Origin of the sequence: Williamsia sp. D3 (assembly GCF_000506245.1) — a bacterium.
Lineage (GTDB): Bacteria > Actinomycetota > Actinomycetes > Mycobacteriales > Mycobacteriaceae > Williamsia > Williamsia muralis.
On record NZ_AYTE01000018.1, the window covers coordinates 161,292 to 184,109 of the forward strand.

At 64.9% G+C, this 22,818-nt stretch carries 17 protein-coding genes, 2 pseudogenes and 1 riboswitch; of the genes and pseudogenes, 9 read left to right on the forward strand and 10 right to left on the reverse strand.

Annotation, left to right across the window (positions count from 1 at the left end; genetic code table 11):
- The first annotated feature begins 8 nt into the window (after window positions 1-8).
- The 9 genes and pseudogenes from secA2 to gcvP all read left to right on the forward strand — a co-directional run bounded on the left by secA2 (window position 9) and on the right by gcvP (window position 10,392).
- Window positions 9-2,447 (forward strand): accessory Sec system translocase SecA2, encoded by a 2,439-nt coding sequence (gene secA2 / locus W823_RS42550; RefSeq protein WP_023958037.1) that lies wholly within the window; start codon window positions 9-11, stop codon window positions 2,445-2,447.
- A gap of 167 nt (window positions 2,448-2,614) precedes the next feature.
- Window positions 2,615-3,124 (forward strand): DinB family protein, encoded by a 510-nt coding sequence (locus W823_RS42555; RefSeq protein ID WP_023958039.1) that lies wholly within the window; start codon window positions 2,615-2,617, stop codon window positions 3,122-3,124.
- 76 nt (window positions 3,125-3,200) lie between these two features.
- On the forward strand, window positions 3,201-3,833 hold the full coding sequence (locus W823_RS42560) for a CDP-alcohol phosphatidyltransferase family protein (protein ID WP_023958041.1): 633 nt from the start codon (window positions 3,201-3,203) through the stop codon (window positions 3,831-3,833).
- A gap of 72 nt (window positions 3,834-3,905) precedes the next feature.
- Window positions 3,906-4,310 carry a glycine cleavage system protein GcvH gene (gcvH, locus tag W823_RS42565; protein WP_023958043.1) on the forward strand — a complete coding sequence of 135 codons (405 nt, stop codon included), beginning with the start codon at window positions 3,906-3,908 and terminating at the stop codon, window positions 4,308-4,310.
- 207 nt (window positions 4,311-4,517) lie between these two features.
- Window positions 4,518-4,976, forward strand: coding sequence for a glycogen accumulation regulator GarA (gene garA, locus W823_RS42570; protein ID WP_030162599.1), 459 nt, complete (start codon window positions 4,518-4,520; stop codon window positions 4,974-4,976).
- A 35-nt stretch (window positions 4,977-5,011) separates the two neighbouring features.
- On the forward strand, window positions 5,012-5,701 hold the full coding sequence (locus W823_RS42575) for a MerR family transcriptional regulator (RefSeq protein WP_031332255.1): 690 nt from the start codon (window positions 5,012-5,014) through the stop codon (window positions 5,699-5,701).
- Between the two features lie 97 nt (window positions 5,702-5,798).
- Entirely contained in the window at window positions 5,799-6,323 is a 525-nt protein-coding gene (locus tag W823_RS42580) for a bifunctional nuclease family protein (protein WP_023958049.1), read from the forward strand.
- A gap of 259 nt (window positions 6,324-6,582) precedes the next feature.
- Window positions 6,583-7,224, forward strand: a complete 642-nt coding sequence (locus W823_RS42585) for a MerR family transcriptional regulator (protein ID WP_023958051.1) — start codon at window positions 6,583-6,585, stop codon at window positions 7,222-7,224.
- A 53-nt stretch (window positions 7,225-7,277) separates the two neighbouring features.
- Window positions 7,278-7,371: riboswitch (glycine riboswitch) on the forward strand.
- Window positions 7,372-7,562: 191 nt separating this feature from the next.
- Window positions 7,563-10,392, forward strand: a pseudogene (gene gcvP / locus W823_RS42590) (aminomethyl-transferring glycine dehydrogenase).
- A gap of 12 nt (window positions 10,393-10,404) precedes the next feature.
- On the opposite strand, the gene W823_RS42595 reads toward gcvP, so the two are convergent.
- The 10 genes and pseudogenes from W823_RS42595 to W823_RS42640 form a co-directional block, all read right to left on the reverse strand.
- Complete coding sequence (locus W823_RS42595; protein ID WP_023958053.1) at window positions 10,405-11,577, reverse strand: substrate-binding domain-containing protein; 1,173 nt, start codon at window positions 11,575-11,577, stop codon at window positions 10,405-10,407.
- A 165-nt stretch (window positions 11,578-11,742) separates the two neighbouring features.
- Window positions 11,743-12,345, reverse strand: a complete 603-nt coding sequence (locus W823_RS42600) for a hypothetical protein (RefSeq protein ID WP_023958055.1) — start codon at window positions 12,343-12,345, stop codon at window positions 11,743-11,745.
- A 100-nt stretch (window positions 12,346-12,445) separates the two neighbouring features.
- Complete coding sequence (locus W823_RS42605) at window positions 12,446-14,629, reverse strand: malate synthase G (RefSeq protein ID WP_023958057.1); 2,184 nt, start codon at window positions 14,627-14,629, stop codon at window positions 12,446-12,448.
- A gap of 46 nt (window positions 14,630-14,675) precedes the next feature.
- Complete coding sequence (locus W823_RS42610) at window positions 14,676-15,593, reverse strand: hypothetical protein (protein ID WP_023958059.1); 918 nt, start codon at window positions 15,591-15,593, stop codon at window positions 14,676-14,678.
- A complete protein-coding gene (locus W823_RS42615; RefSeq protein ID WP_023958061.1) occupies window positions 15,590-16,666 on the reverse strand; it encodes a hemolysin family protein in 1,077 nt (358 codons plus the stop codon). The genes W823_RS42610 and W823_RS42615 overlap by 4 nt, the downstream gene beginning before the upstream one ends.
- On the reverse strand, window positions 16,659-18,047 hold the full coding sequence (locus W823_RS42620; RefSeq protein WP_023958062.1) for a hemolysin family protein: 1,389 nt from the start codon (window positions 18,045-18,047) through the stop codon (window positions 16,659-16,661). Before W823_RS42620 ends, W823_RS42615 begins: the two co-directional genes overlap by 8 nt.
- A gap of 170 nt (window positions 18,048-18,217) precedes the next feature.
- On the reverse strand, window positions 18,218-19,660 hold the full coding sequence (locus tag W823_RS42625; protein ID WP_023958064.1) for a GuaB1 family IMP dehydrogenase-related protein: 1,443 nt from the start codon (window positions 19,658-19,660) through the stop codon (window positions 18,218-18,220).
- Window positions 19,661-19,780: 120 nt separating this feature from the next.
- Window positions 19,781-21,224: pseudogene (gene gndA / locus W823_RS42630) on the reverse strand (NADP-dependent phosphogluconate dehydrogenase).
- Between the two features lie 42 nt (window positions 21,225-21,266).
- Window positions 21,267-22,214, reverse strand: a complete 948-nt coding sequence (locus tag W823_RS42635) for a M56 family metallopeptidase (protein WP_023958070.1) — start codon at window positions 22,212-22,214, stop codon at window positions 21,267-21,269.
- Between the two features lie 8 nt (window positions 22,215-22,222).
- Window positions 22,223-22,639: a BlaI/MecI/CopY family transcriptional regulator gene (locus tag W823_RS42640; protein ID WP_023958072.1), complete on the reverse strand. Its 417-nt coding sequence runs from the start codon at window positions 22,637-22,639 to the stop codon at window positions 22,223-22,225.
- Window positions 22,640-22,818: the final 179 nt, after the last annotated feature.

Consider the following 22,818-nt stretch of genomic DNA (forward strand, 5'->3'; position numbering starts at 1 on the left):
ACGGCTCGGTGGGAAAGCTCACGAACAACATGTGGCGACTGCTGGGAGCGCAGTCTTCGCGCAACCAGTCGAAGTCTCTGACCTTGATCAAGAAGTCCGGCGACCATGACTCATGGGCGGCGGAGCTGAGCGACGAGAACTTCGCCACCGAGGCGGAGAAGCTCGACATCACCGACCCCGAAGGAGAGGACCGGGCCCGTTTCCTGGCGCTGGTCCGTGAAGCCGGAGATCGGGCGCTGGACATGCGGCCGTTCGACGTACAGCTGCAGGGTGCGCTTCGGCTGCTCGAGGGCGACATCATCGAGATGGCCACCGGTGAAGGCAAGACGTTGGCCGGTGCAATCGCCGCGATCGGCTATGTGCTGCAGGGGCATCGGGTGCACGTGGTCTCGGTGAACGACTACCTCGCCACTCGTGACGCGGAGTGGATGAAGCCTCTGTTCGACCAGTTCGCCATCTCGTCGTCGGCGGTGTCGGAGAACTCCACGCGCGAGGAGCGCAAGGCTGCCTACGACACCGACATCACCTACGGTTCGGTCAACGAGGTGGGTTTCGACGTCCTGCGTGACCAGCTCGCCACCCGAGCAGAAGACCTCGTGTCACCCAAACCGGACGTGGCGATCATCGACGAGGCCGACTCGGTGCTCGTCGACGAAGCGCTGGTGCCGCTGATCCTCGCCGGTGCGACGACCGGTGAAGTGCCTGACAAACCCATCCACGATGCCGTCGGCAAGTTGAAGAAGACGCACTACGAGATCGACGCCGAGGGCAGGAACGTCTACCTGACCGACGAGGGTGCTGCGTTCATCGAGCAAGAACTCGGTGGCATCAACCTGTACGACGAAGAGCATGTGGGTACCACGCTCGTGCACGTCAACGTGGCGATGCACGCACACATCCTGCTCGAACGCGACGTGCACTACATCGTGCGCGACGGGGGAGTCCACCTCATCAACGCCTCGCGTGGGCGGGTCGCCCAGCTGCAGCGATGGCCTGATGGCCTGCAGGCAGCCGTCGAGCTGAAAGAAGGCCTGGCGCAAACCGATTCGGGCGAGGTGATCGACACCATCACCGTTCAGGCGCTGATCGGGCGTTACCCGAAGGTGTGCGGGATGACCGGTACGGCGCTGGCGGCCGGTGAGCAATTCCGGCAGTTCTATCACCTGGCCGTGTCGCAGATCCCGCCCAACACGAAGAACATCCGTGTCGACGAGGTCGACCGGGTCTACGACACAAAAGCCAACAAGGCCGAAGCCGTCGTCGAGTTCGTCAAGGAGATCCACGAAACCGGGCAGCCGATCCTGATCGGTACGCACGACGTCGCGGAGTCCGAAGAGCTCGCCCACCTCCTCGGCCGGGCCGGTGTGCAGAGTGTGGTCCTCAACGCCAAGAACGATGCCGAAGAAGCCAAGATCATCGCTGAGGCCGGTGCCAAGAATGCCGTCACCGTGTCGACTCAGATGGCCGGGCGAGGCACCGACATCAAGCTCGGCGGCTCCGCAGGCCAGAAGGACGGCGAATCGACGTCCGAGCGGGACGAAGTGGTCGAACTCGGCGGACTCTGCGTGGTCGGTACCGGTCGCCACGACACCGAACGACTCGACAACCAGTTGCGCGGCCGGGCTGGGCGACAAGGGGATCCGGGCCGCTCGGTGTTCTTCTCGAGCGTGGAGGATCCGGTTGTCACGCGCAACCTCACGCTCAAACGCGACCCGGTCAGTTCGTCCGAGGACGGGTCGCTGGGCTCCAAGGGTGTCGACCTGATCGAGCAAGCCCAGCGGGTGGCCGAGGGCGTCATGCTCGAGCTGCATGCGAACACCTGGCGTTACAACCAACTGGTGAACCAGCAACGCGACATCGTGATCGCTCGGCGCATGAAGCTGCTAACAACCGACACCGCTCTCACAGAGCTGAAGGACCTGGAAAACGATCGGTACCGCGAACTGACCGGAGACCTCCCCGAGCCGGCCGAAACAGCCGATTCGGACAACGCTCCCGATACGAAGTCGGTGGACGACGAACCTGCTGAGACCGCTGTCGAGTCCAACTCGTCGGTACCGGTCGAGAAAGCCGAGCCCGTCCCCGTGGCCGTCCTCGAGCAGGCCGCACGCGAGATCATGCTGTTCCATCTCGATCGCGCATGGGCCGACCATCTCGCATTCGTCTCAGACGTCCGGGCCAGCATCCACCTGCGTTCACTCGGTCGTGAGTCCCCCCTCGACGAGTTCCACAAGCTGATCCTCGATGAGTTCGGCAGATTGCCCGGGGAAGCAGTCGACAACGCTCGCAAGACATTCCGTGAAGCCGTCATCACTGCGGACGGTGTCGACCTGGAGCAGGCCGACCTCCGCCGCTCGACCACCACATGGACGTACATGGTGCACGACAGCCCGTTCAGCTCCGGTGGCGCAAAGGCGCTCCAGGGCATCATCGGCATCTTCCGCTAGCGGTCGGGGCGGGCCTGCGCAAGGTGGCCCGCGGGTTCGGTGTCTGGAATGTGTCGGGCCGTTCTTGCCGATGCGGCAAGTTTTCGTGACAGACGGAGCCGTCTGGGCGACGCTGGCCAGGCAGGCTGTCCGACGTCGCGGATGGCGGACAAACGGAGGAACCGGCCATGGGGACCACGAGCTCGTCCGGTCGCGTCAGGCGTCGTCGAGACACGCCGCCGCCCCGGACCGGTAGCAGCGAAGTAGAGGTACTCAGAGGATTTCTCGACTACTTGAGGACGTCGATCGTCGCGAAGGTGGAAGGCGCTCCCGAACCGCAGGTGCGGACGGCCGCCGTACCTTCCGGAACGAACTTGCTCGGCCTGCTCAACCATCTCGTACATGTGGAACGGGCGACATTCCTCGGCGAGACGGTCACCAGGTGGCAGTCGACCTTCACCGCCGAGGCATCGGACAGCGTCGATGACGTGATCGCCAGGTACCGGCAGGCCGTCGAGTCGGCAAACGATGTCCTCGACGGTTATGCCGATCTTGCCGCGCGTCTGCCACGTTCCGGGCCGGGACGTCCTGCGCCAAGCGTTCGTTGGGCTCTGACCCACATGATCGAGGAGACGGGACGCCACGCGGGTCACGCCGACATCTTGCGCGAGCTGATCGACGGTCAGACCGGGCGCTGACGACAACGAGCGCCGGCACCGAGGCGCCGGACAACCGCGAAACGCCGAATGCGGCGGATGTGACAGGGTAGTTCGCATGGAGGAGATCGGCCCGGAACCGGTTGTGGAAACGAATCGGATATTCACCGTTCCGAACTTGCTCAGCGCCGTTCGGCTCGTGATGGTGCCGGTGTTCCTCTGGGTTCTGCTGGCGAAGGAAGCCGACGGCTGGGCGTTCGCGATCTTGTTCTTCGCGGGGCTGTCCGACTGGGCGGACGGCAAGATAGCCCGACTGATGAACCAATCGTCCAGGTTGGGCGCCCTCCTCGATCCCGCAGCCGATCGGCTCTACATGCTGGTCATACCGATCGGCCTGGCGATCCGCGGGATCATGCCGTGGTGGCTGATCGGTGTACTCATCGGCCGCGACGTCCTCTTGCTGGCGAGCGCGCCCCTGCTACGCAGCCGCGGCCTCACGGCCCTGCCCGTGATCTACATCGGCAAGGCGGCGACGTTCGCGCTGATGTACGGGTTCCCGATGATCCTTGCCGGGCAACTCGATTCGGTCATAGGCGACATCTTCTATCCCTGTGGATGGGCCTTCATGATCTGGGGCACGGGCATGTACCTGTGGTCGTTTGTCCTCTACTGGATACAGGTGGTTCAGGTGATGCGCACGATGCCGCCCGTGCATCACGCGAAAAGCTCACCAGACAACTCGCCCCGGTGAGATGAACACCGATTGTGCGCTAAATTCTCCCTTCAACCCCCGAAGCGAATGCTTAACCGGAAGGCGTCACACGTGACCGACAAGCAGACTCCCGACGATCTGCGTTACACCACCGAGCACGAGTGGGTGAAAAAGGTGTCCGACACGACCGTTCGGGTCGGGATCACCGATTACGCGCAGGACCAGCTCGGCGACGTCGTCTTCGTTCAGTTGCCCGCGGTGGATGACGAGGTGGTCGTGGGGGAGTCGTTCGCCGAGGTCGAGTCGACGAAGAGCGTGTCGGACATCTTCGGTCCACTCGCCGGAGTCGTGACCAATGTGAACGACCGGCTCGAAGAAAGTCCTGACCTGGTCAACTCCGAGCCCTACGGCATGGGCTGGTTGGTGGAGATCAACGTCGGTGACGACGCAGATCTCGACGCCGTGTTGGGTGAGATGCTCGATGCGTCCGGATATCGCGAAGTCACTGCCGGATAGGGCAACCCGTGACGGGTCGGTTTGGGAACTGTATGCAGCAGCTTTATGCATCTGCGGCCGATGGCAGGGTACGGTCTAGGTCACGGGTAATTCCCCAAACCACTTGATGAGGACGAATCCGGCGTGTGAGCGATCGACCGCCGAAATGCCGTGGAACGACTTGGCCCCCTTCCGGGCCCCGGGGACAATTACGAAGAAGGAGAATTGGTGAGCGACAACGAGAAGGACATCGAGGCTCCGGTAGAGACCACTTCGGTCTTCCGGGCCGATTTCATCAAAGAGATGGAGTCGACCGGAGGATCCGCCACCGTATCGGCCGACAGCGGCGTCGAGCGGCTCTCCGCAGGCACCGCGCTGCTCGTCGTCAAACGCGGCCCCAACGCCGGTTCTCGTTTTCTGCTCGACCAGGCCACCACATCGGCCGGTCGGCACCCCGACAGCGACATCTTCCTCGACGACGTGACAGTCAGTCGCCGTCACGCTGAGTTCCGCTTGGGCGACAACGACTTCCAGGTGGTGGATGTGGGCAGCCTCAACGGCACCTACGTCAACCGCGAGCCGGTCGATTCCGCCGTTCTCGCCAACGGCGACGAGGTGCAGATCGGCAAGTTCCGCCTCGTCTTCCTGACCGGCCCCAGTGGTGACGAAGGTTCCTCGAACGCGTGACCTCTCCGTCGGCGGGGCAGCAATCTGAAGGATCGATGTCAATCGGCTCGGTCCTCGATCAGCTGCGCGGCGAATTCCCGGATGTCACCATCTCGAAGATCCGGTTTCTCGAGTCGGAAGGTCTGATCACACCCGAGCGGTCGCCATCGGGTTACCGGCGATTCAGCCGGGCGGACTGCGAGCGGTTGCGGTTCGTGCTGACTGCTCAGCGCGATCGTTACCTCCCGCTCAAGGTGATCAAAGAACAACTCGACGAGATCGATCGTGGCGCTCAGTCCGATACACAAGCCGGGCCCCGACTGCTGTCTTCCGCGAAGAACTGGGTGGCGCCGGCGACGGACTTCTCGGAGGGCGGGGGTGGCCGACTCAGCCGTGACACTCTCCTCGAGCGCACCGGGGTCGACTCGGCTTTTGTCACCGAACTGTGCGACAACGGTCTGCTCGTGCCGGGTCCTCGCGGTTTCTTCGATGAGGATGCGGTGAGGCTGGTCGCTGCAGCTGCAGCCCTCGCGAACTTCGGTCTCCAGGCGCGGCATCTGCGGGCATTCAAGGTCTCGGCGGAACGCGAAGCGGGTCTGGTCGCGCAGATCGCCGGGCCCATCGCCAAAGGCAAGGGCACCGGGGCCCGCGACCGGGCCGAGGAGATGGTGCGAGAGATCGCCGCCCTGTCGGTGACACTGCACACCCAGTTGGTCAAGCAGGCCGTCCGCGAAGTGCTCGACTGAGCCTCTTGGCTTTTCTCGGTCGTCGCACGGCCTCACTTGCCATAGGATTGATGGCGGTGCAGCATTCGCCCACACAAGCGTTGGGAGGGCCGATCGCATGAGTGAAATGCGCGTTGTAGGTATCCGGGTCGAACCGCCGCAGAGCCAGCCGGTCCTGCTCCTGCAGGAGACCAGTGGTGAGCGCTTCCTGCCCATCTGGATCGGGCAGAGCGAAGCAGCCTCGATTGCCTTGCGACAGAAGGGTATCGAGCCGCCCCGACCGCTGACGCACGACTTGATCGTCAACCTGATCAATGCGCTCGGTCATGAACTCGTCGAAGTCCGCATCGTCGACATGCAAGAGGGCACCTTCTACGCAGACCTGGTGTTCGCCGGGGATCTGCGCATCTCCGCCCGGCCCTCGGATTCCATTGCGATCGCGATGCGGGCAGAGGTGCCGATCTACGCCGAGGAGTCCGTACTCGCCGAAGCCGGGTTGCTGATGCCCGATGACGACAGCGACGACAGCGACGACGCCGACGACGAACCGGCAGGCGAGGTCAAAGAGGACGAGGTGGAGAAGTTCAAGGAGTTCCTCGACTCGGTGTCTCCGGACGACTTCAAGGCCACCGGAGGCGCATGAGCCTTCCGTTCTGGCGGTGATGCAACCGGCTTGGATCACAGAACGGAAACCGTGGGGTCACGAATCGTCTAAAGCTCGAGTTTAGGTTCAGGGTTAGGGCGAGTCGCGTTGATCGACGACCCTCCTGGACCTACGGTCATTCCCAGGCCGTGAAAATTGCGGTGATGTGATTTTGACCAGTCAGAGCGCGTAAACTTGGGCCCGTCGGCGCCAAGACGTCGCTCGGACGGTCACCGACAGAGCACGCGAGGAGATCCCAGTGGGCGATCAGCCACACGACGGTGAAACTGCCCATGTGGGGGAGACTGCCCAAGGGGAGAATGCCCACCGGATCGACCGACCGTCGCAGGGGTCGCTGGACGACATCATCCCGGGACTGTTCCCCAACGACACCGTGCCCGACGAACTCGTCGGCTACCGAGTGCCCAGCGCGTGCCAGATCGCGGGTATCACTTACCGCCAGCTCGACTACTGGGCCCGCACCTCTCTGGTCGTCCCGTCCATCCGCGGCGCCGCAGGCTCCGGTAGCCAGCGGCTCTATTCCTTCAAGGACATCCTGGTCCTGAAGATCGTCAAGCGTCTTCTGGACACGGGCATCTCGCTGCAGAACATCCGCGTGGCCGTCGATCACCTCCGCAAGCGCGGGGTCGAAGACCTGGCGCGCATCACCCTGTTCTCCGACGGGACGACGGTGTATGAGTGCACGTCCGCCGAGGAAGTCGTCGACCTCCTGCAGGGCGGTCAGGGTGTTTTCGGCATCGCGGTCAGCGGCGCCATGCGTGAACTGAGCGGAACCATCGCCGACTTCCCGGCCGAGCGTGCCGACGGCGGTGTCACCGAAGCCGCTCCCGAGGATGAGCTGGCCTCGCGCCGCAAGAGCCGGGCTCGCCGCACCGGCTAGAACATCGCCCCTCCGACAATGTCTCCCGGCGTCGGTCTAGACTGAACCCGCGTCGCAGCGACCCGGGAGAGCGTCACAGCAGTGTGACCGCCGAAGGAGCAACACCTCTCCGTCAAACTCTCAGGCACCCAGGACCGTGTCGTCGTCGGCGTCTCTGGAGAGTGGCGGCATCAGCCGTCCGCCCATGGTGAAAGGCCGCATTCCCTTGCGGCTGAATCTCTCAGGCGTCCACCGGTCCCTCGGGCAGTGTGGATAGGACAGAGGGGGAGGACCGGCGTCCGGCTTCGGTCGGCACAACCTGTGGTCGCCCCGTCGGTGACCGCTGCGGAGGTCCCACCATGACCGGCTCTTCTTTCACTCATCGCCACATCGGTCCTGACGACAGCGAACTCGGCCAAATCCTCTCGCTCATCGGCGCGGACTCGCTCGACGACCTGGCCCGGCAAGTGGTGCCTGCAGGCATTCTCGACGGCCCGCAGGACAACGGTCTCGAAGCACTGCCGCCGGCGGCATCCGAACACGAGGTGCTCGCCGAACTCGCCGCACTCGCAGCCGAGAACACCGTCGCGACGTCGATGATCGGCCTCGGCTACTACGACACCCTCACCCCGCCTGTCCTTGTCCGCAACATCCTCGAGAACCCGGCGTGGTACACCGCCTACACCCCTTACCAGCCTGAGATCAGTCAAGGCCGCCTCGAAGCCCTGCTCAACTTCCAGACGATGGTGTCGGATCTGACCGGCATGGAGGTGGCCAATGCGTCGATGCTCGACGAATCAACTGCGGCCGCCGAGGCCATGACCCTGCTGCGCCGGGCCGGCAAGAGCAAGTCCCCCCGGTTTGTCGTCGACAGCGACGTCTTCCCGCAGACGGCAGCGGTGATCGCCACCCGCGCCGAACCGCTGGGGATCGAGATAGTCACCACCGACCTCGCGCAAGGACTTCCCGACGGAGACTTCTTCGGCGTCCTCCTGCAGACCCCGGCAGCGTCAGGCCGCGTCATCGACTGCACGCCGCTCATCGAAGCGGCACACGAGCGCGGTGCGCTGGTCGCCGTCGGCGCCGACCTGCTGGCCCTCACGCTGATCGCTGCGCCCGGCGAGCTGGGCGCGACGTGTGTTTCGGGACCACCCAACGCTTCGGGGTGCCCATGGGCTTCGGTGGACCCCACGCCGGCTACCTGGCAGTCCACTCCAAGCAAGCCCGGCAATTGCCGGGTCGCCTCGTCGGTGTCTCGAAGGACGCAGACGGCAACCTCGCCTACCGGTTGTCGCTGCAGACCCGTGAGCAGCACATCCGGCGAGAGAAGGCGACCAGCAACATCTGCACCGCGCAGGTGCTTCTCGCGATCATCGCCGCGATGTACGCCAGCTACCACGGGGCCGACGGGCTCCGCGCCATCGCGAGCCGGGTGCACGGGCATGCCCGCACACTTGCGGCGGCGCTGCGGTCCGGTGGTGTCGAGGTGGTGCATGACAACTTCTTCGACACCGTGCTGACCTCCGTGCCCGGGCGGGCCGCAGGCGTCGTCGCCGCAGCCAAGGAACGTGGCATCAACCTCCGACTGGTGGACGACGACCATGTCGCGATCGCCTGCGATGAGGCCACCACCGCGGACCACGTGTCCGCGGTCCGCGACGCGTTTGGGGTCGACGCCTCGAACGCCGCCAAGGACTGGCCTGAGATCGACAGCCGCACAAGCGAATACCTGACCCATCCGGCGTCAACAGGTACCGCACCGAAACCGCGATGATGCGGTACCTGCGGAGTCTTGCCGACAAGGACATCGCACTGGATCGGAGCATGATCCCACTCGGCTCATGCACGATGAAGTTGAACGCCGCCGCCGAGATGGAAGCCATCACCTGGCCGACCATCTCCCGGCTGCATCCCTTTGCTCCGGCAGGTGACGTACCCGGCATGCGCAAGATCATCGCTTCGCTCGAGGACTGGCTCGTCGCGATCACCGGCTACGACCGGGTCAGCGTCCAGCCCAACGCGGGGTCGCAGGGCGAATATGCCGGGCTGTTGGCCATTCGCGAATACCACCGCAGCCGTGGTGACTCGAACCGCACGGTCTGCCTCATTCCGTCGAGTGCCCACGGGACCAACGCAGCATCCGCGGTCATGGCGGGCATGCGGGTGGTCGTGGTGTCCTGCCGTGACAACGGCGACGTGGACGTCGACGACCTACGCGCCAAGGTGGACGCCAACGCCGCCGATCTGGCAGCGATCATGCTCACCTATCCTTCGACCCACGGTGTCTTCGAGGACGAGGTCGGTGACATCTGCGCCGCGGTGCACGACGCAGGCGGCCAGGTCTACGTCGACGGTGCCAATCTCAACGCACTGGTGGGAGTGGCTCGCCCGGGGCGCTTCGGTGGAGACGTCAGCCACCTGAACCTGCACAAGACGTTCTGCATCCCGCACGGTGGCGGCGGTCCCGGCGTCGGCCCGATCGGAGTGCGAGAGCACCTCGCGCCGTTTCTGCCGGGACATCCACTGGCTGATGAGCTGCCTGGCGATCTCACCATCTCGGGTGCGCCCTACGGCTCGGCGTCGATCCTGCCGATCACCTACGCATACATCCGGATGATGGGAGCCGAGGGCTTGCGGGAGGCAACGCTGACGGCGATCGCCTCCGCCAACTACATCGCTGCTCGGCTGAACGACTCGTACCCCGTGCTGTACACCGGCGCGGGCAACCGGGTGGCGCACGAGTGCATCATCGATCTGCGACCGATCACCAAGAGCACCGGCGTGACAGTCGACGACGTCGCAAAACGTCTGGCCGATTACGGCTTCCACGCTCCGACGATGAGTTTCCCGGTCGCCGGAACGCTGATGATCGAGCCCACCGAGAGCGAGAACCTCGACGAGATCGAGGCATTCTGCGACGCGATGATCTCGATTCGCGCGGAGATCGACAAAGTGGCGGACGGTCAGTGGCCGGCCGACGACAACCCACTGCGAGGTGCTCCGCACACCGCCGAGTGTCTCGTCGGGGACTGGGAGCACAGCTATGACCGACTGGTCGCCGTGTACCCGAACGGATTGCCGTCCGCGGGTGCCCGAGCGAAGGTGTGGCCCGCGGTGCGGCGTATCGACGGCGCGTTCGGCGACCGCAATCTGGTCTGCAGTTGTCCGCCGATCGAGGCGTTCGCCTGAAACGGGCGGGGTTCAGCTGCGCCGGGTGAGCACCTCGGTGATCGCGTTCTGTGCCTCGGGCGACGGCATCGGCATGGGTGTCGGCGTCACGGGGAACGTCACGGTCGAGGTTGCCGGCGGCAGCTGACCTGCGCCGCGGAAGCCCAGTGAGGTGATGGTCGAGATCTGTTCGGGGTCGTGGACGTAGTCGATGAAGGCGCCGACGGCGTCTCGTTGTGCCGCGTCCACCTGATCACCGGTCATCTCGACCACCGGGAAGTCGGCCATGGGGGTCGGCCCGGACGGGAACAGTGCCACCACAGCAGAGTTGGCGTCGTCCTTGGTGATCGCATACAACTGCTGTTCGGTGATCGGTACGGCATGGATACTGCCTGTCGCGGGATCGGCTTGCTGCTGCAGTGCCCGCACCCCGCTCTCGGACGATCCCAGATCCGTCGCCGGCGCTGAGGCGAGCATCGCGCGGAGCGTTGACGAGACAAGCGGGGAGGCAGCGTCTTCCGGAGACAACGGTCCGCTGGGTGTGCGCGACACCTCGGTGGCGATGGCCTGGGCCGCCAGCATCGTCGCGTCCGATTGTGGGCCCACGGGCATCGCCATCTTGAGTTCGCCCCAGCCGCGAAGTCCGAGATCGTCCATCGCCTTGGCCGAGCGTTGTAGGGTCGGCAACTCGATCCAGCCGACATCGCCGTCCATGGCCTCGGCCGCTGCAGCCGGTATCGCCAGGACCACCGGACTGGTCACGAGTGACGACGGGGATCCGTCGACCACATCCGGCCGGGCCGCGATGAGTTGTGAACTCCACACGGACGACTGCGGAATCCATGCGGCCGGGAATTGTCCGCGCGACGCGGTGTCCCAATCCCCGGTGAGGCCGTCCAGTGTCACCTTGGCATCGCCTGGGCGAACCTCGATCGTGATGCAACGGTCGCGTTCGGTGGGACGCGTCTTGTTGTACTTGTCCGCGACGGCCTTGAGAGGTACCGCGAGACCGGGGTCGCTGACGATCGACACCGAGAGATCGCCCTCCACGCAGCGGGCGGCCGCATCCTTACCCTGTTCGTTGATCCGGTCGCCCAACAGAACCCATAGGAATCCGAGCGCGACGACGACGACCACTGCGATAGCCAGTACAAGAAGGCCACGGCTGACACCGCGTCTGCCACCGGCCCTGCGATGCTCGCCCACGCACACCTCAATCCACGAAGTTCATGTCCACCGCAACCTACGGCGTCGGCGACCGGTTGGTCACAGCTCCACCGGGTTGCCGACTGACTTGTGCTGCGCAGTCTATGCGGTCGTATCTCCTGGTGGTGGAGCCGCCCGCGCCGACGGCATCAGCACGAACCCAGGTCAGGACAGTGCGACGGTGCAGACGATCTTTTTGCGTTCGTCGTAGGTGTAATAGGTCTCTGTCTCTGCGGGGCAGTCGGTCTCGTCCACGGTGTTGGGCAGGACCGCGAGGATGCGCGCGCCGGTGGACCCGGTACAGGGCACCTGGACGGTGCTGTCCGACGCGGTGCCCATCTCGAAGCACTTGCCGACAACCCAGTCGATGTCGAGACAGAGCACCCCGGTCGTGGAGCCGTTCAGCTCCTCGTAATACGTCTGATCGACGTCCGACGGGCAGCTGTTCTCATCGGCGACCTTCGCCACGACGGTGTAGTGGGAGTCGACGGCACCGCAGGTTGCCGGGGCGATCTTCGCGTCGAGCATCGTGCCCGTGAGGTTCACGCAGTCACCGACCTCGGCGTCGATCTCGGTGATCTCACCGCTGTCCTCCGAAGTGGTGGAGGGGACCTCGGACGTCTCCGAAGGGTCTGCGGTGGACACAACCGCAGAACTGGAAGCAGTTGTGGCTGTGCCGGTCTCGTCGCTGGTGCAGCCCGCGGCCGAGAAGGTGAGGGCTGCAGCGGCAACGGCCAGCAGGGCGAGTTTACGGACGTCGGAAAGCACGGTGCTCGACTTTCGGTGAGAAATGCCTTGTGGCCCGAGCACAGTGCTCGGGCCACAAGGAAATTATCAGACGGCGACGCCCTGCGCCGCGCTTCGGAGGTCAGGCGTTGGCGGCCTTGAACTCGCGCCGACGCCGGTGCAGGATCGGCTCGGTGTAGCCGTTGGGTTGCCGGCCGCCTTCGAGGATGAGTTCCTTGGCTGCCTGGAAGGCGATGGATGCCTCGAAGTCGGCGGCCATCGGCCGGTAGGTCGGGTCGCCGGCGTTCTGCTTGTCGACCACCGGTGCCATCCGCTCGAGAGCTGCAACGACGTCTGCTTCGGACACGATGCCGTGGCGGAGCCAGTTTGCCAGTAGTTGGCTCGAGATCCGAAGTGTCGCACGGTCTTCCATCAGTGCGACGTCGTGGATGTCGGGCACTTTGGAGCAGCCGACGCCGTGATCGATCCACCGCACCACGTACCCGAGGATGGACTGGCAGTTGTTGTCGAGTTCTTCACGCTTTTCCTCGTCGCTCCAGTCGGTGCGGGGAGCGAGGGGGATGGTGAGGATGTCCTCGACCGACGCCGGATCGCGTTTGGCGATCTCGTTCTGGCGTTCGAACACGTCGATCTGGTGGTAGTGCAGCGCGTGCAGGGTCGCGGCGGTGGGAGAGGGCACCCATGCGGTGTTCGCGCCGGCCTTGGGGTGACCGATCTTCTGCTCGAGCATGTCGGCCATCAGGTCGGGCATGGCCCACATCCCCTTACCGATCTGCGCTTTGTGCTGCAGGCCCGCGTGCAGGCCTGTGTCGACGTTGAAGTCTTCGTAGGCCTTGATCCAGGTCTGCGCCTTCATCTCTGCCTTGCGGACGACGGCTCCGGCTTCCATAGAGGTGTGGATTTCGTCGCCGGTGCGGTCGAGGAAACCGGTGTTGATGAACACAACGCGGTCGGCAGCTGCCTTGATGCAGGCCTTGAGGTTCACCGTGGTGCGGCGTTCCTCGTCCATGATCCCGACCTTGAGCGTGCCGGTGGGCAACCCCAGGACCTGCTCGACCCGGCCGAACAGCTCGACCGTGAAGGCGACCTCGTCCGGGCCGTGCATCTTCGGCTTCACGATGTAGATCGAACCGGTCCGCGAGTTCTGCAGCCCGTCGGCTTTGAGGCCGTGGCTACCGATCAACGAGGTGAACAGCGCATCGAGGATGCCCTCGGGGACCTCGCTGCCGTCCGCGGCGATGATCGCGTCGTTGGTCATCAGGTGGCCGACGTTGCGCACGAACAACAGCGACCGCCCGTGCAGGGTCAATTCCGACCCGTCAGGGGCGGTGTAGGTGCGGTCGGGATTGAGCACGCGGGTGAAGGTCTTACCGCCCTTGGTGACCTCTTCGGCCAGGTCGCCCTTGTTCAGGCCGAGCCAGTTGCGGTAGCCGGTGACCTTGTCCTCGGCGTCGACGGCGGCGACAGAATCCTCGAAGTCCATGATCGTGGTGACCGCAGACTCGACCAGCACATCTTTGACCCCGGCCGGGTCTGTCGACCCGATGGGGGAGTCCGCGTCGATCTGGATCTCCAGATGAAGTCCGTTGTGGCGCACGAGGATACCGCTGGGGGCAGCTGCGTCACCGGAGTATCCGGCGAACGCGGCGGGATCGGCGAAGCCGGTGGTGGAACCACCGGAGAGGGTGACCTGCACCTGCTGGTCGACGACGGCGTAACCGGTGGCGTCGGCGTGCTTGCCGGACTCCAGAGGTGCGGCAGTGTCGAGGAAGTCCTTGGCGAACGCGATGACCTTGTCGCCGCGGACCTTGTTGTACGACTTGCCCTTCTCGGCGCCGTCGGACTCGGGGATGACATCGGTCCCGTACAGCGCGTCGTAGAGCGATCCCCAACGGGCGTTCGACGCGTTCAGGGCGAACCGGGCGTTGAGGATGGGCACCACCAGCTGCGGTCCGGCGGTGCTGGTGATCTCGTCATCCACGCCTGATGTGGTGATCTGAAAATCGTCGGGGACCGGGGCGAGGTAACCGATGTCGGTCAGGAACGCCTTGTAGGCGTCGGAATCGAACGAAGCGGGGTCCGAGACCGGGTTGTCGCGGTGCCACTGGTCGACCTTGGCCTGAAGGTCGTCGCGGATGGCGAGCAGCTCACGGTTGCGTGGGGTGAGGTCGGTGATGACCGCCGCAGCGCCTGCCCAGAACGCATCCTGGTCTACGCCGGTGCCGGGCAACGCCTCGTTGTTGATGAAGTCGTAAAGAACGGACGCAACCTGCAAGCCGCCGTCGACGGTGACGCGCTGAGCCATAACCGGCCTCACTTTCTTTCGATCCAGGTCAATTTCGACCTCTATGTTACTCATGGGTAGGAAGAGGCTCTTGGCCGGTCAGCAGCGCACTGCATCGGTCGATGAGCCGGGTACGGACAATCTGGGCGTGATGGGTCAGGACCGACTGCGCCCGGACGTATTCGCTACGGCCTGCGGCCTCTTCGATGGCGATGGGTTCGAATCCGAAGGCCGTCAGGTCATAGGGGCTTGCCCGCATGTCGAGCTCGCGAAAGCGCAGTGCCATCTCGAATGCATCCACCACGAGCTCGGAAGGTAAAAGCGGCGACAGCTTGTACGCCCACTTGTACAGATCCATTCCGGCATGGATGCACCCTGGTTGTTCTGCGTCCTGTTGAGTCGTCCGGTCCAGCACCGTCAGGTTCAGTGGCCGAGCAGGTTCGGTGAAGAACCGGTACGCGTCGTAGTGGGTGCATCGCAGCGGCAGAGAACGGACCACTGCGTCGGTGTCGGCGGATGACAGTCGCAGAGGAACGCCCGCGTGCCTCATCTGCTCGGAAGGGGCGGCGTACACCATCGCCCACTCATGCAGACCGAAGCAGTTCAGCCGGGCGGGGCGCTCGCGGGTTGCCGACAGCAGGTCGTGCACGTACTGGACGGTCTCGCGTCGCTTGGCGAGGTGGCGTGAATCCACGGTGACCACCCCGCTGACCTCTGCGTATCCGGAGTAGTCGAGGTAGCGGCGAGCGGCGGGACCGCTGATCGGGTGTCCGAAACCGGGGTGCCAGCGGCGCAATTGAGCGGGGCGATAGCTGTAGTAGGTGAACAAGAATCCCCACACGGGATGAACGACCTCGCCCCGGGTGGCGTCTTGAAGTCGTGCCGGGTGCCGGCTCAGCAGGGAGTCAACCCGCTCACGATGTGCCTGCGCGGCAGCCTGCCAGTCCTGGGCGACAGGGGACTGGACGGCCACGATCCCACTCACACGCGGTGCGTTTCGTCGCGCACCGTTCCCACGAACTCCTCGACGAGATCCTCCAGGGCAACCACCGCAACCGTGCGACCGTTGTCGTCGACCACGGCGGCGAGGTGTGAACTGGTGCGCCGCATGGCCGAGGTGGCCTCGTCGAGCGCTGTGCGGTCCGCCAGGACCGGCAGGGGATGGATCTTGTCGACACCGATGATGCTGTCGGGACCCACCGATTCGTCGAGGATCTCGTCGAGGACATCCTTGAGGTGTAGGTAACCGGTGTAGGTGCCGTCGGTGCCGCGCACCGGGTAACGCGAGAAGCCGGTGTCGGTGACTGCTTGCTCGATCGAGCCGAGAGTTGGCCCGACACGGCCGGTCTCGGCGTCCTTGGTGACCTGCACGCTGCGCAGTTCGCTGAGCGGGATCGCCACTTCGAGTACCGTCCGACCAGAGGTCTGGAGTGCACGCGTGAGCCTGTCGTGCTCTTCTTCGTCGATGAGGCCTTCTTGCCGTGACTCGCCCAACATCTGCGACAGCTCGTTGGCCGAGACGGTCGCGTCCAGTTCGTCTTTCGGCTCCACCCGCATGATGCGCAGCGAGACGTTCGCCGACCAGTTGTAGAACGCGATCAGCGGTCGGGCGATCTTGATGAACAGCAGGTGCACCGGCACCAGGAGCATCGCCGAACGTTCCGGGCCGGCAAGCGCGATGTTCTTCGGGACCATCTCGCCGAGGAGGATGTGCAGGACGACCACCAGCGACAACGCGAGCGCAAAGGCGATCGGGTGCAGGAGGCCGTGAGGTACGTGGACGAGTTCCAATGGCTTTTCGATGAGGTGAGCGATCGCTGGTTCACCGACCCGTCCGAGCAGGATCGAACAGATCGTGATGCCGAGCTGGGCCGCGGCCAACATCAGCGACAGATGTTCGCCTGCCTCGATGACCGTGCGCGCCCGGCGCTTGCCTTGCTCCTCGAGTGCCTCGAGGCGGTCGCGACGAGCAGAGATCAGTGAGAACTCGGCAGCGACGAAAAAGGCGTTGCCGCCCAGGAGGAACACAGTCAGGACAACACCGAAGAGATCACCCATCGGAATGCTCCACATCTGACCCGGACAGCGGAGTCAATGCGACGACGTCGATCCGGCGACCTTCCATCCGGACCACGCGCGCCTGCCACCGTTGATCCGACTCCGTCTGCGGCGAATCCTCGTCGTCCTCGGATGCGGTTGTACGGACGGGGAGATCGATCACGTCACCTTCTCTGGCGATGCGGCCGAGCTGGAACATCAACAGCCCGCCCAAGGTGTCGTATTGGCCGTCCGGTGCCCGGTATCCGATCGCATCCAGCAACTCGTCGATACGCAGCAGTCCATTGCAGATGTATCCGTCCCCATCGCGCTGGACGTCGGCTTGCTCGTCGTCGTGTTCGTCGGTGACGTCGCCGACGATCTCTTCGATCAGGTCTTCGGTGGTGACGATCCCGGCTGTGCCGCCGTACTCGTCGACGACCACGGCCACCTGGAATCCGTCTGCCCGGATCTGCTGCATCAGTGCGTCACCGTCGAGACTTGCCGGAACCACGGGGACGTCCCGCGCCAGGGTGCCCAGTTGCGTGCTCGCGCGCGCGGTCAGAGGGACGGTGAACGCCTGCTTGATGTGGACGATACCGATGATGTTGTCGAGGTCGCCGCCATCGAGGATCGGGAAACGGGAGTAGCCGGTACGGGATGAGGCAAGGATCAGGTCGCGAACGGTGTCGTGGATGTCGAGCGACTCCACGGTCACCCGCGGGGTCATCAGTTCCTCGGCCGTACGCTCTCCGAACTGCAGGGAGCGGTCGACGAGAGCAGCGGTGCCGGGGTCCAGGGCGCCTTGCCGGGCCGAATTGCGAACCAGGCTGCCGAGTTCCTGGGGGGAACGCGCCGACCGTAGTTCCTCGGCGGGCTCGACGCCGAGGCGCCTGACCACCCAGTTCGCTGTGCCGTTGAGAGCGTTGATCAGCCACCGGAAGGTTGCCGAGAACAAACTCATCGGGCCGGCGGTGGCCCGGGCTGTGGGCAGTGGCTTGGAGATCGCCAGGTTCTTCGGGATCAACTCACCCAGAACCATCGACAACGATGTGGCGATGACAAGGGCGAGGATGAGCGAGACGGCCGTTGTGGCGCCGTCCGGGAGCCCTACCGCTTCGAAAGCCGGCTCGAAGAGCTGGGCCAAGACCGGCTCGGCGATGTAACCGGTGACAAGCGTGGTGATCGTGATGCCGAGTTGGGCACCGGACAGCTGGAACGAGAGCGATCGGTGCGCCTTGCTGACCTGCCTCGCCCGCAGATCACCCCGAGTCCGTACGTCGTTCTCGACCGTGGACCGCTCGAGAGCGGTCAGCGAGAACTCGGCCGCGACGAACAGAGCCGTTCCCAAGGTCAGTGCGAGGAAACCGAGAAGGCTGCCGGCCAGGATGAGCGCTTGCATCAACGATCACCACGGCCGTCTACGGGTTCCGATGACACAGCGAGGCGGAGTTCGCGCGGTGACTGTCGAGACAAGAGAACTTCGCTCCGCTCCCGGTGGAGGCGCAACAATCCAGCCTCCAGATGTAGGGCAGTGAAATGTGATGCCGGAATATCAACGATCTTAACGGGTCACCAACCCGTCGGTAATGGCCGTCCCTCCGCGAAGCCCGCTGCCGACTGCACCCCCAGGACAGCTTTGTCGTGCAATTCGTCGAGCGACCGCGCGCCCGCGTACGTCGCCGTCGAGCGAACTCCTGCGCAGATGTGGTCGATGAGGTCTTCGACGCCGGGACGTTCGGGGTCCAGGGCGATCCGTGAGCTCGAAATCCCTTCCTCGAACAGCGCCTTGCGTGCGCGGTCGAACGCACTGTCGGTGGCTGTCCGTGCCGCGACCGCTCGTTTGGACGCCATACCGAAGCTCTCCTTGTACGGTTTGCCGTCGCGGTCCCACTTCAGGTCACCCGGACTCTCGTACGTTCCGGCGAACCAGGAACCGATCATCACGTTCGAGGCGCCCGCGGCAATGGCCAGGGCCACGTCGCGGGGATGCCTCACGCCACCGTCTGCCCAGACGTGGGCGCCCGAACCCCTTGCTGCCGAGGCGCATTCGGCAACAGCGGAGAACTGGGGCCGACCCACGCCGGTCATCATCCGAGTGGTGCACATGGCGCCCGGCCCCACCCCGACTTTGACGATCGAGGCGCCCGCGGAGATAAGGTCCTTGGTGCCCTGCGCCGAGACCACGTTGCCGGCGCACAGGGGCACGCCGAGATCGGCGTCGGCGATCTGCCCCAGCACCGCCAGCATGCGTTCTTGGTGACCGTGCGCGGTGTCGACGACGAGCAGATCGGCACCGGCCTCGACCAGCGCAGTGGCCCTGGCCGTCACGTCGCCGTTGATGCCCACCGCAGCGGCGACGCGCAGTCGCCCGGCGCCGTCGACATTGGGTTGGTAGATGCCTGCACGTAGAGCACCCACGCGGGTCAACACTCCCGCCAGGCTTCCGTCCGGCTCGGTGAGCACGGCCAGGTCGGTGTGGGCTCCCTCGAGCAGCTCGAAGATCTCTCGCGGCGGCGTTCCCACGGGGGCGGTGACGAAGTCGGGGTCGAGCACTTCGGTGAGCCGCGCGAACCGGTCCACGTCGACACAGGCCCGCTCGGTCACCACTCCGATGGGCGTCGCCGCATCGGTGTCGAGGACGACCACTGCACCGTGGGCACGCTTGGGCAGAAGGGCCAGGGCATCTGACACAGCTGCGTCACCACCGAGGACCACAGGGGTGTCGGCGACAAGGCGCCGTCCCTTGACGAACGAGATCATGTCGGCGGCCGCGCTGATGGGAAGGTCCTGCGGTAACACCACGAGTCCACCACGCCGCGCCACGGTCTCGGCCATCCGCCGTCCTGCGACAGCGGTCATGTTGGCGACGACCAGGGGAATGGTGGTTCCCGAGCCGTCCGAGGTGGACAGGTCGACATCGAATCGGGAGGTGACGTCGGTTCGACCGGGGACGAGGAAGACATCGTCGTAGGTCAGGTCATGGCTCGGGAAATGATCGTCAAGGAAGCGCACGTGAGGCAATTCTACCCGGGAAGCCCGAAACCCCCGACCTTGTGCCGTTGTGACAGACCAACCTGCAGGTGGGAGGTGTCACAGCAACACAAGACCGGGGGCCGGTCGTCCAATCTGGGATCAGGCCTCGATCTCCGTGCGGTCTTCGCTCCACAGCGTGTGGAACGTGCCTTCTTTGTCGACGCGCTGGTACGTGTGCGCGCCGAAGAAGTCACGCAACCCCTGGGTCAGAGCAGCCGGCAGTCGCTCGGCGCGCAGTGCGTCGTAGTACGAGAGCGACGATGCGAACGCCGGAACGGGGATACCCATCGTGGTCGCGGTGGCGACGACGCGGCGCCAGCTGTCCACAGCGTTCTCGACCGCGTCGCGGAAGTACGGAGCGAGGAGCAGGCTGGGCAGCTCCGGGTTCTCCGAGTAGGCGTCCCGGATACGGTTGAGGAACTTGGCCCGGATGATGCAGCCGCCCCGCCAGATGGTGGCGAGGTCGCCGGGATGCAGGTTCCAGTCGTATTCCTTGCTGCCGGCCGCGATCTGGTCGAAGCCCTGTGCATACGCGACCACCTTGGACGCGTAGAGCGCCTTGTTGATGTCGTCTATGAAGGTCGCCTTGTCCGATGGTGCCGCCGCCAGCGTGCCCGACGCCAGGCGCTTGTGCCTGCTTTCGCTGATCGGTTGCGCTCGACAACGCCCGGGCGAAGACCGCCTCGGCGATGCCGGTGGTGGGGATGCCCAGATCGAGAGCGGACTTCACGGTCCAGCGGCCGGTGCCCTTCTGACCCGCCGCATCGACGATGACGTCGACGAGTGGCTTGCCTGTCTCGGCATCCACCTGGCTGAGGACCTCGGCGGTGATCTCGACGAGGTAGCTGTCGAGGTCTCCCGAGTTCCACTCGCGGAAGACGTCGGCGATCTCTGCGACAGGGAGGTCCAGGGCCTTGCGCATCAGGTCGTAGGCCTCGCCGATGAGCTGCATGTCGGCGTACTCGATGCCGTTGTGGACCATTTTCACGAAGTGTCCGGCACCGTTGGGGCCGATGTGGGTGCAGCAGGGCTCCCCGTCGACGTGGGCCGAGATCGACTCGAGCAACGGGCCGAGGGACTCGTAGGACTTGGCCGGTCCGCCCGGCATGATCGACGGTCCGTTGAGCGCACCCTCTTCGCCGCCGGAGATACCCGCGCCGACGAAGTTCAGGCCACGCTCGGACATCGCGGCTTCGCGGCGGATGGTGTCCGTGTAGAGCGAATTGCCGCCGTCGATGATGATGTCGCCTTCCTCCATCTCGGCGGCGAGCTCCTCGATTACCGCATCGGTCGGGGCGCCGGCTTTCACCATGATCAGGACACGACGGGGCTTCTCGAGCGCCGCGACGAATTCGGCGACTGTCTCGGTTCGCACGAAGTCTCCCTCGTGGCCGTGCTTTTCGATCAGTGCGTCGGTCTTCGCGATACTGCGGTTGTGCAGTGCGACGGTGTGGCCGTGACGGGCGAAGTTTCGGGCGATGTTGGAGCCCATCACCGCCAAGCCGGTGACACCGATCTGGGCGCGGGCAGCTGTTTCAGTCATGCGTACACCCTATGACTAAGCTCACCGGACCTCGCGTCGAGATCAGTTGTCGATCAGGCGATGCAGCTCGGTGAGCCAGGGAACGGCCACGGCGACCGTCGGGATCACCAGGATCGCGGCGGCGGCGACGTAGGCGAACGCCGAGATGGCTGTGGCCGGACGGGTGTCGACGAGCCGCTGAACTCGGGTGAGGGTGCTGGGTCCGCCGATGGCCATCGCGCCGCGGGGCGCCACCGAATCGGCGCACGCGACCAGGGCACGGCCGAGTTGCTTGCGCCCGGCACAGCGGATGGCGGTGTCGTCGGCGAGCAGCTCGACGAGCAACTGCACGGCACCCAGCGCTGAACGGCTCCGGACGAAGCGGGGAAAGGCTTCATGAACGGCGATGAAGGCTTCGAGTATCAGGTCGTGTCGGGCGCGTAGATGTGCACGCTCGTGACTGATCACGGCGTCGAGTTCATCCCGGCGCAATCGGGCAACGGTGCCCTCGCTGACGACGACACGCTGTCGCAGGCCGGGGAGGCAGTACGCCATGGGCTGATCGACCTCGAGCATGCGCACGTCGCGCGCACTGAGCGGATCGCCGGGGACGGTGCGATCCATCCGGTCGAGCAGATCGATGAGTTCACGGTGGGCCGACCGGCGCGCCCTGGTACGCATGGCGACCCGGATCACGGTGTAGAACAGCCGCGCACCGATGAGGAGTGTGATCAAGAACACGCTGATGTAGACCGTCCAGAGCACCAAGCCGAGGCTTTCGATCTCGTCGAACGGGTTCGTCGTGGGTCGTCCCTGCGCGTCGGGGACAAGAAGATTTGCGGCGATGGCGAGGCCGCAGCTGAACGCGGAGAGCACTGCCGCGATGGCGATCGACTGCCACAGGGCCATGGCCGCACGCGGGGCGCGGAGTGGCCACTGCGCGCGCGCGAGCCACGACGGGGCCGGGCCCACGAGAACGAGAGCCACGATCCCGAACACCAACGCGGTCAAAGTAGGTCCTAGGGCTCAGAAGATCGATATGACTCGCCGTGGGCTCCGCGGGCCGATTCCAGTTCATCCAGTGCACGTCGAAGCGCTTCCGCCTCGTCGGCGCCGACCCGGCCCACAAAGGAGACCAGGGCGGCCTGCCGTGATCCAGCCTCGTCCGCTTCGCTCAGCGCGTCAACCATCAAGCTCGCCACGAGGTGCTCACGCGGATGGGTGGCCGAGTAGCGGTGGGCGCGGTCATCGCGCAGTTGCGTGACGAGATTCTTCTTTGCCAGTCGCTGGAGCACTGTCATCACAGTCGTGTATGCGAGTTCGCGATCCGCCGACAGAGCTGCGTGTACCTGACGCACCGTCTGCGGTTCGGCGGACGACCACAAATTGTCCATGACTGCCCGCTCGAGCTCACCCAACCCGTTCATTCTTCTCACTTTACGTTTCTTCTCATCAAACAGCTCAACGCGTGGTGCCATCAATTTTCTTCCGTCGCGGTTGACAGGTTGGTAAGGCTAGCCTACATTCATTCTTACGTGGGACCGAGCGAGTGTCCTGAGGGCTGCAGAGACCCCCGGTCCGCGCCACAGCAGGCCCCACCGAAAGGTGGGGCCTG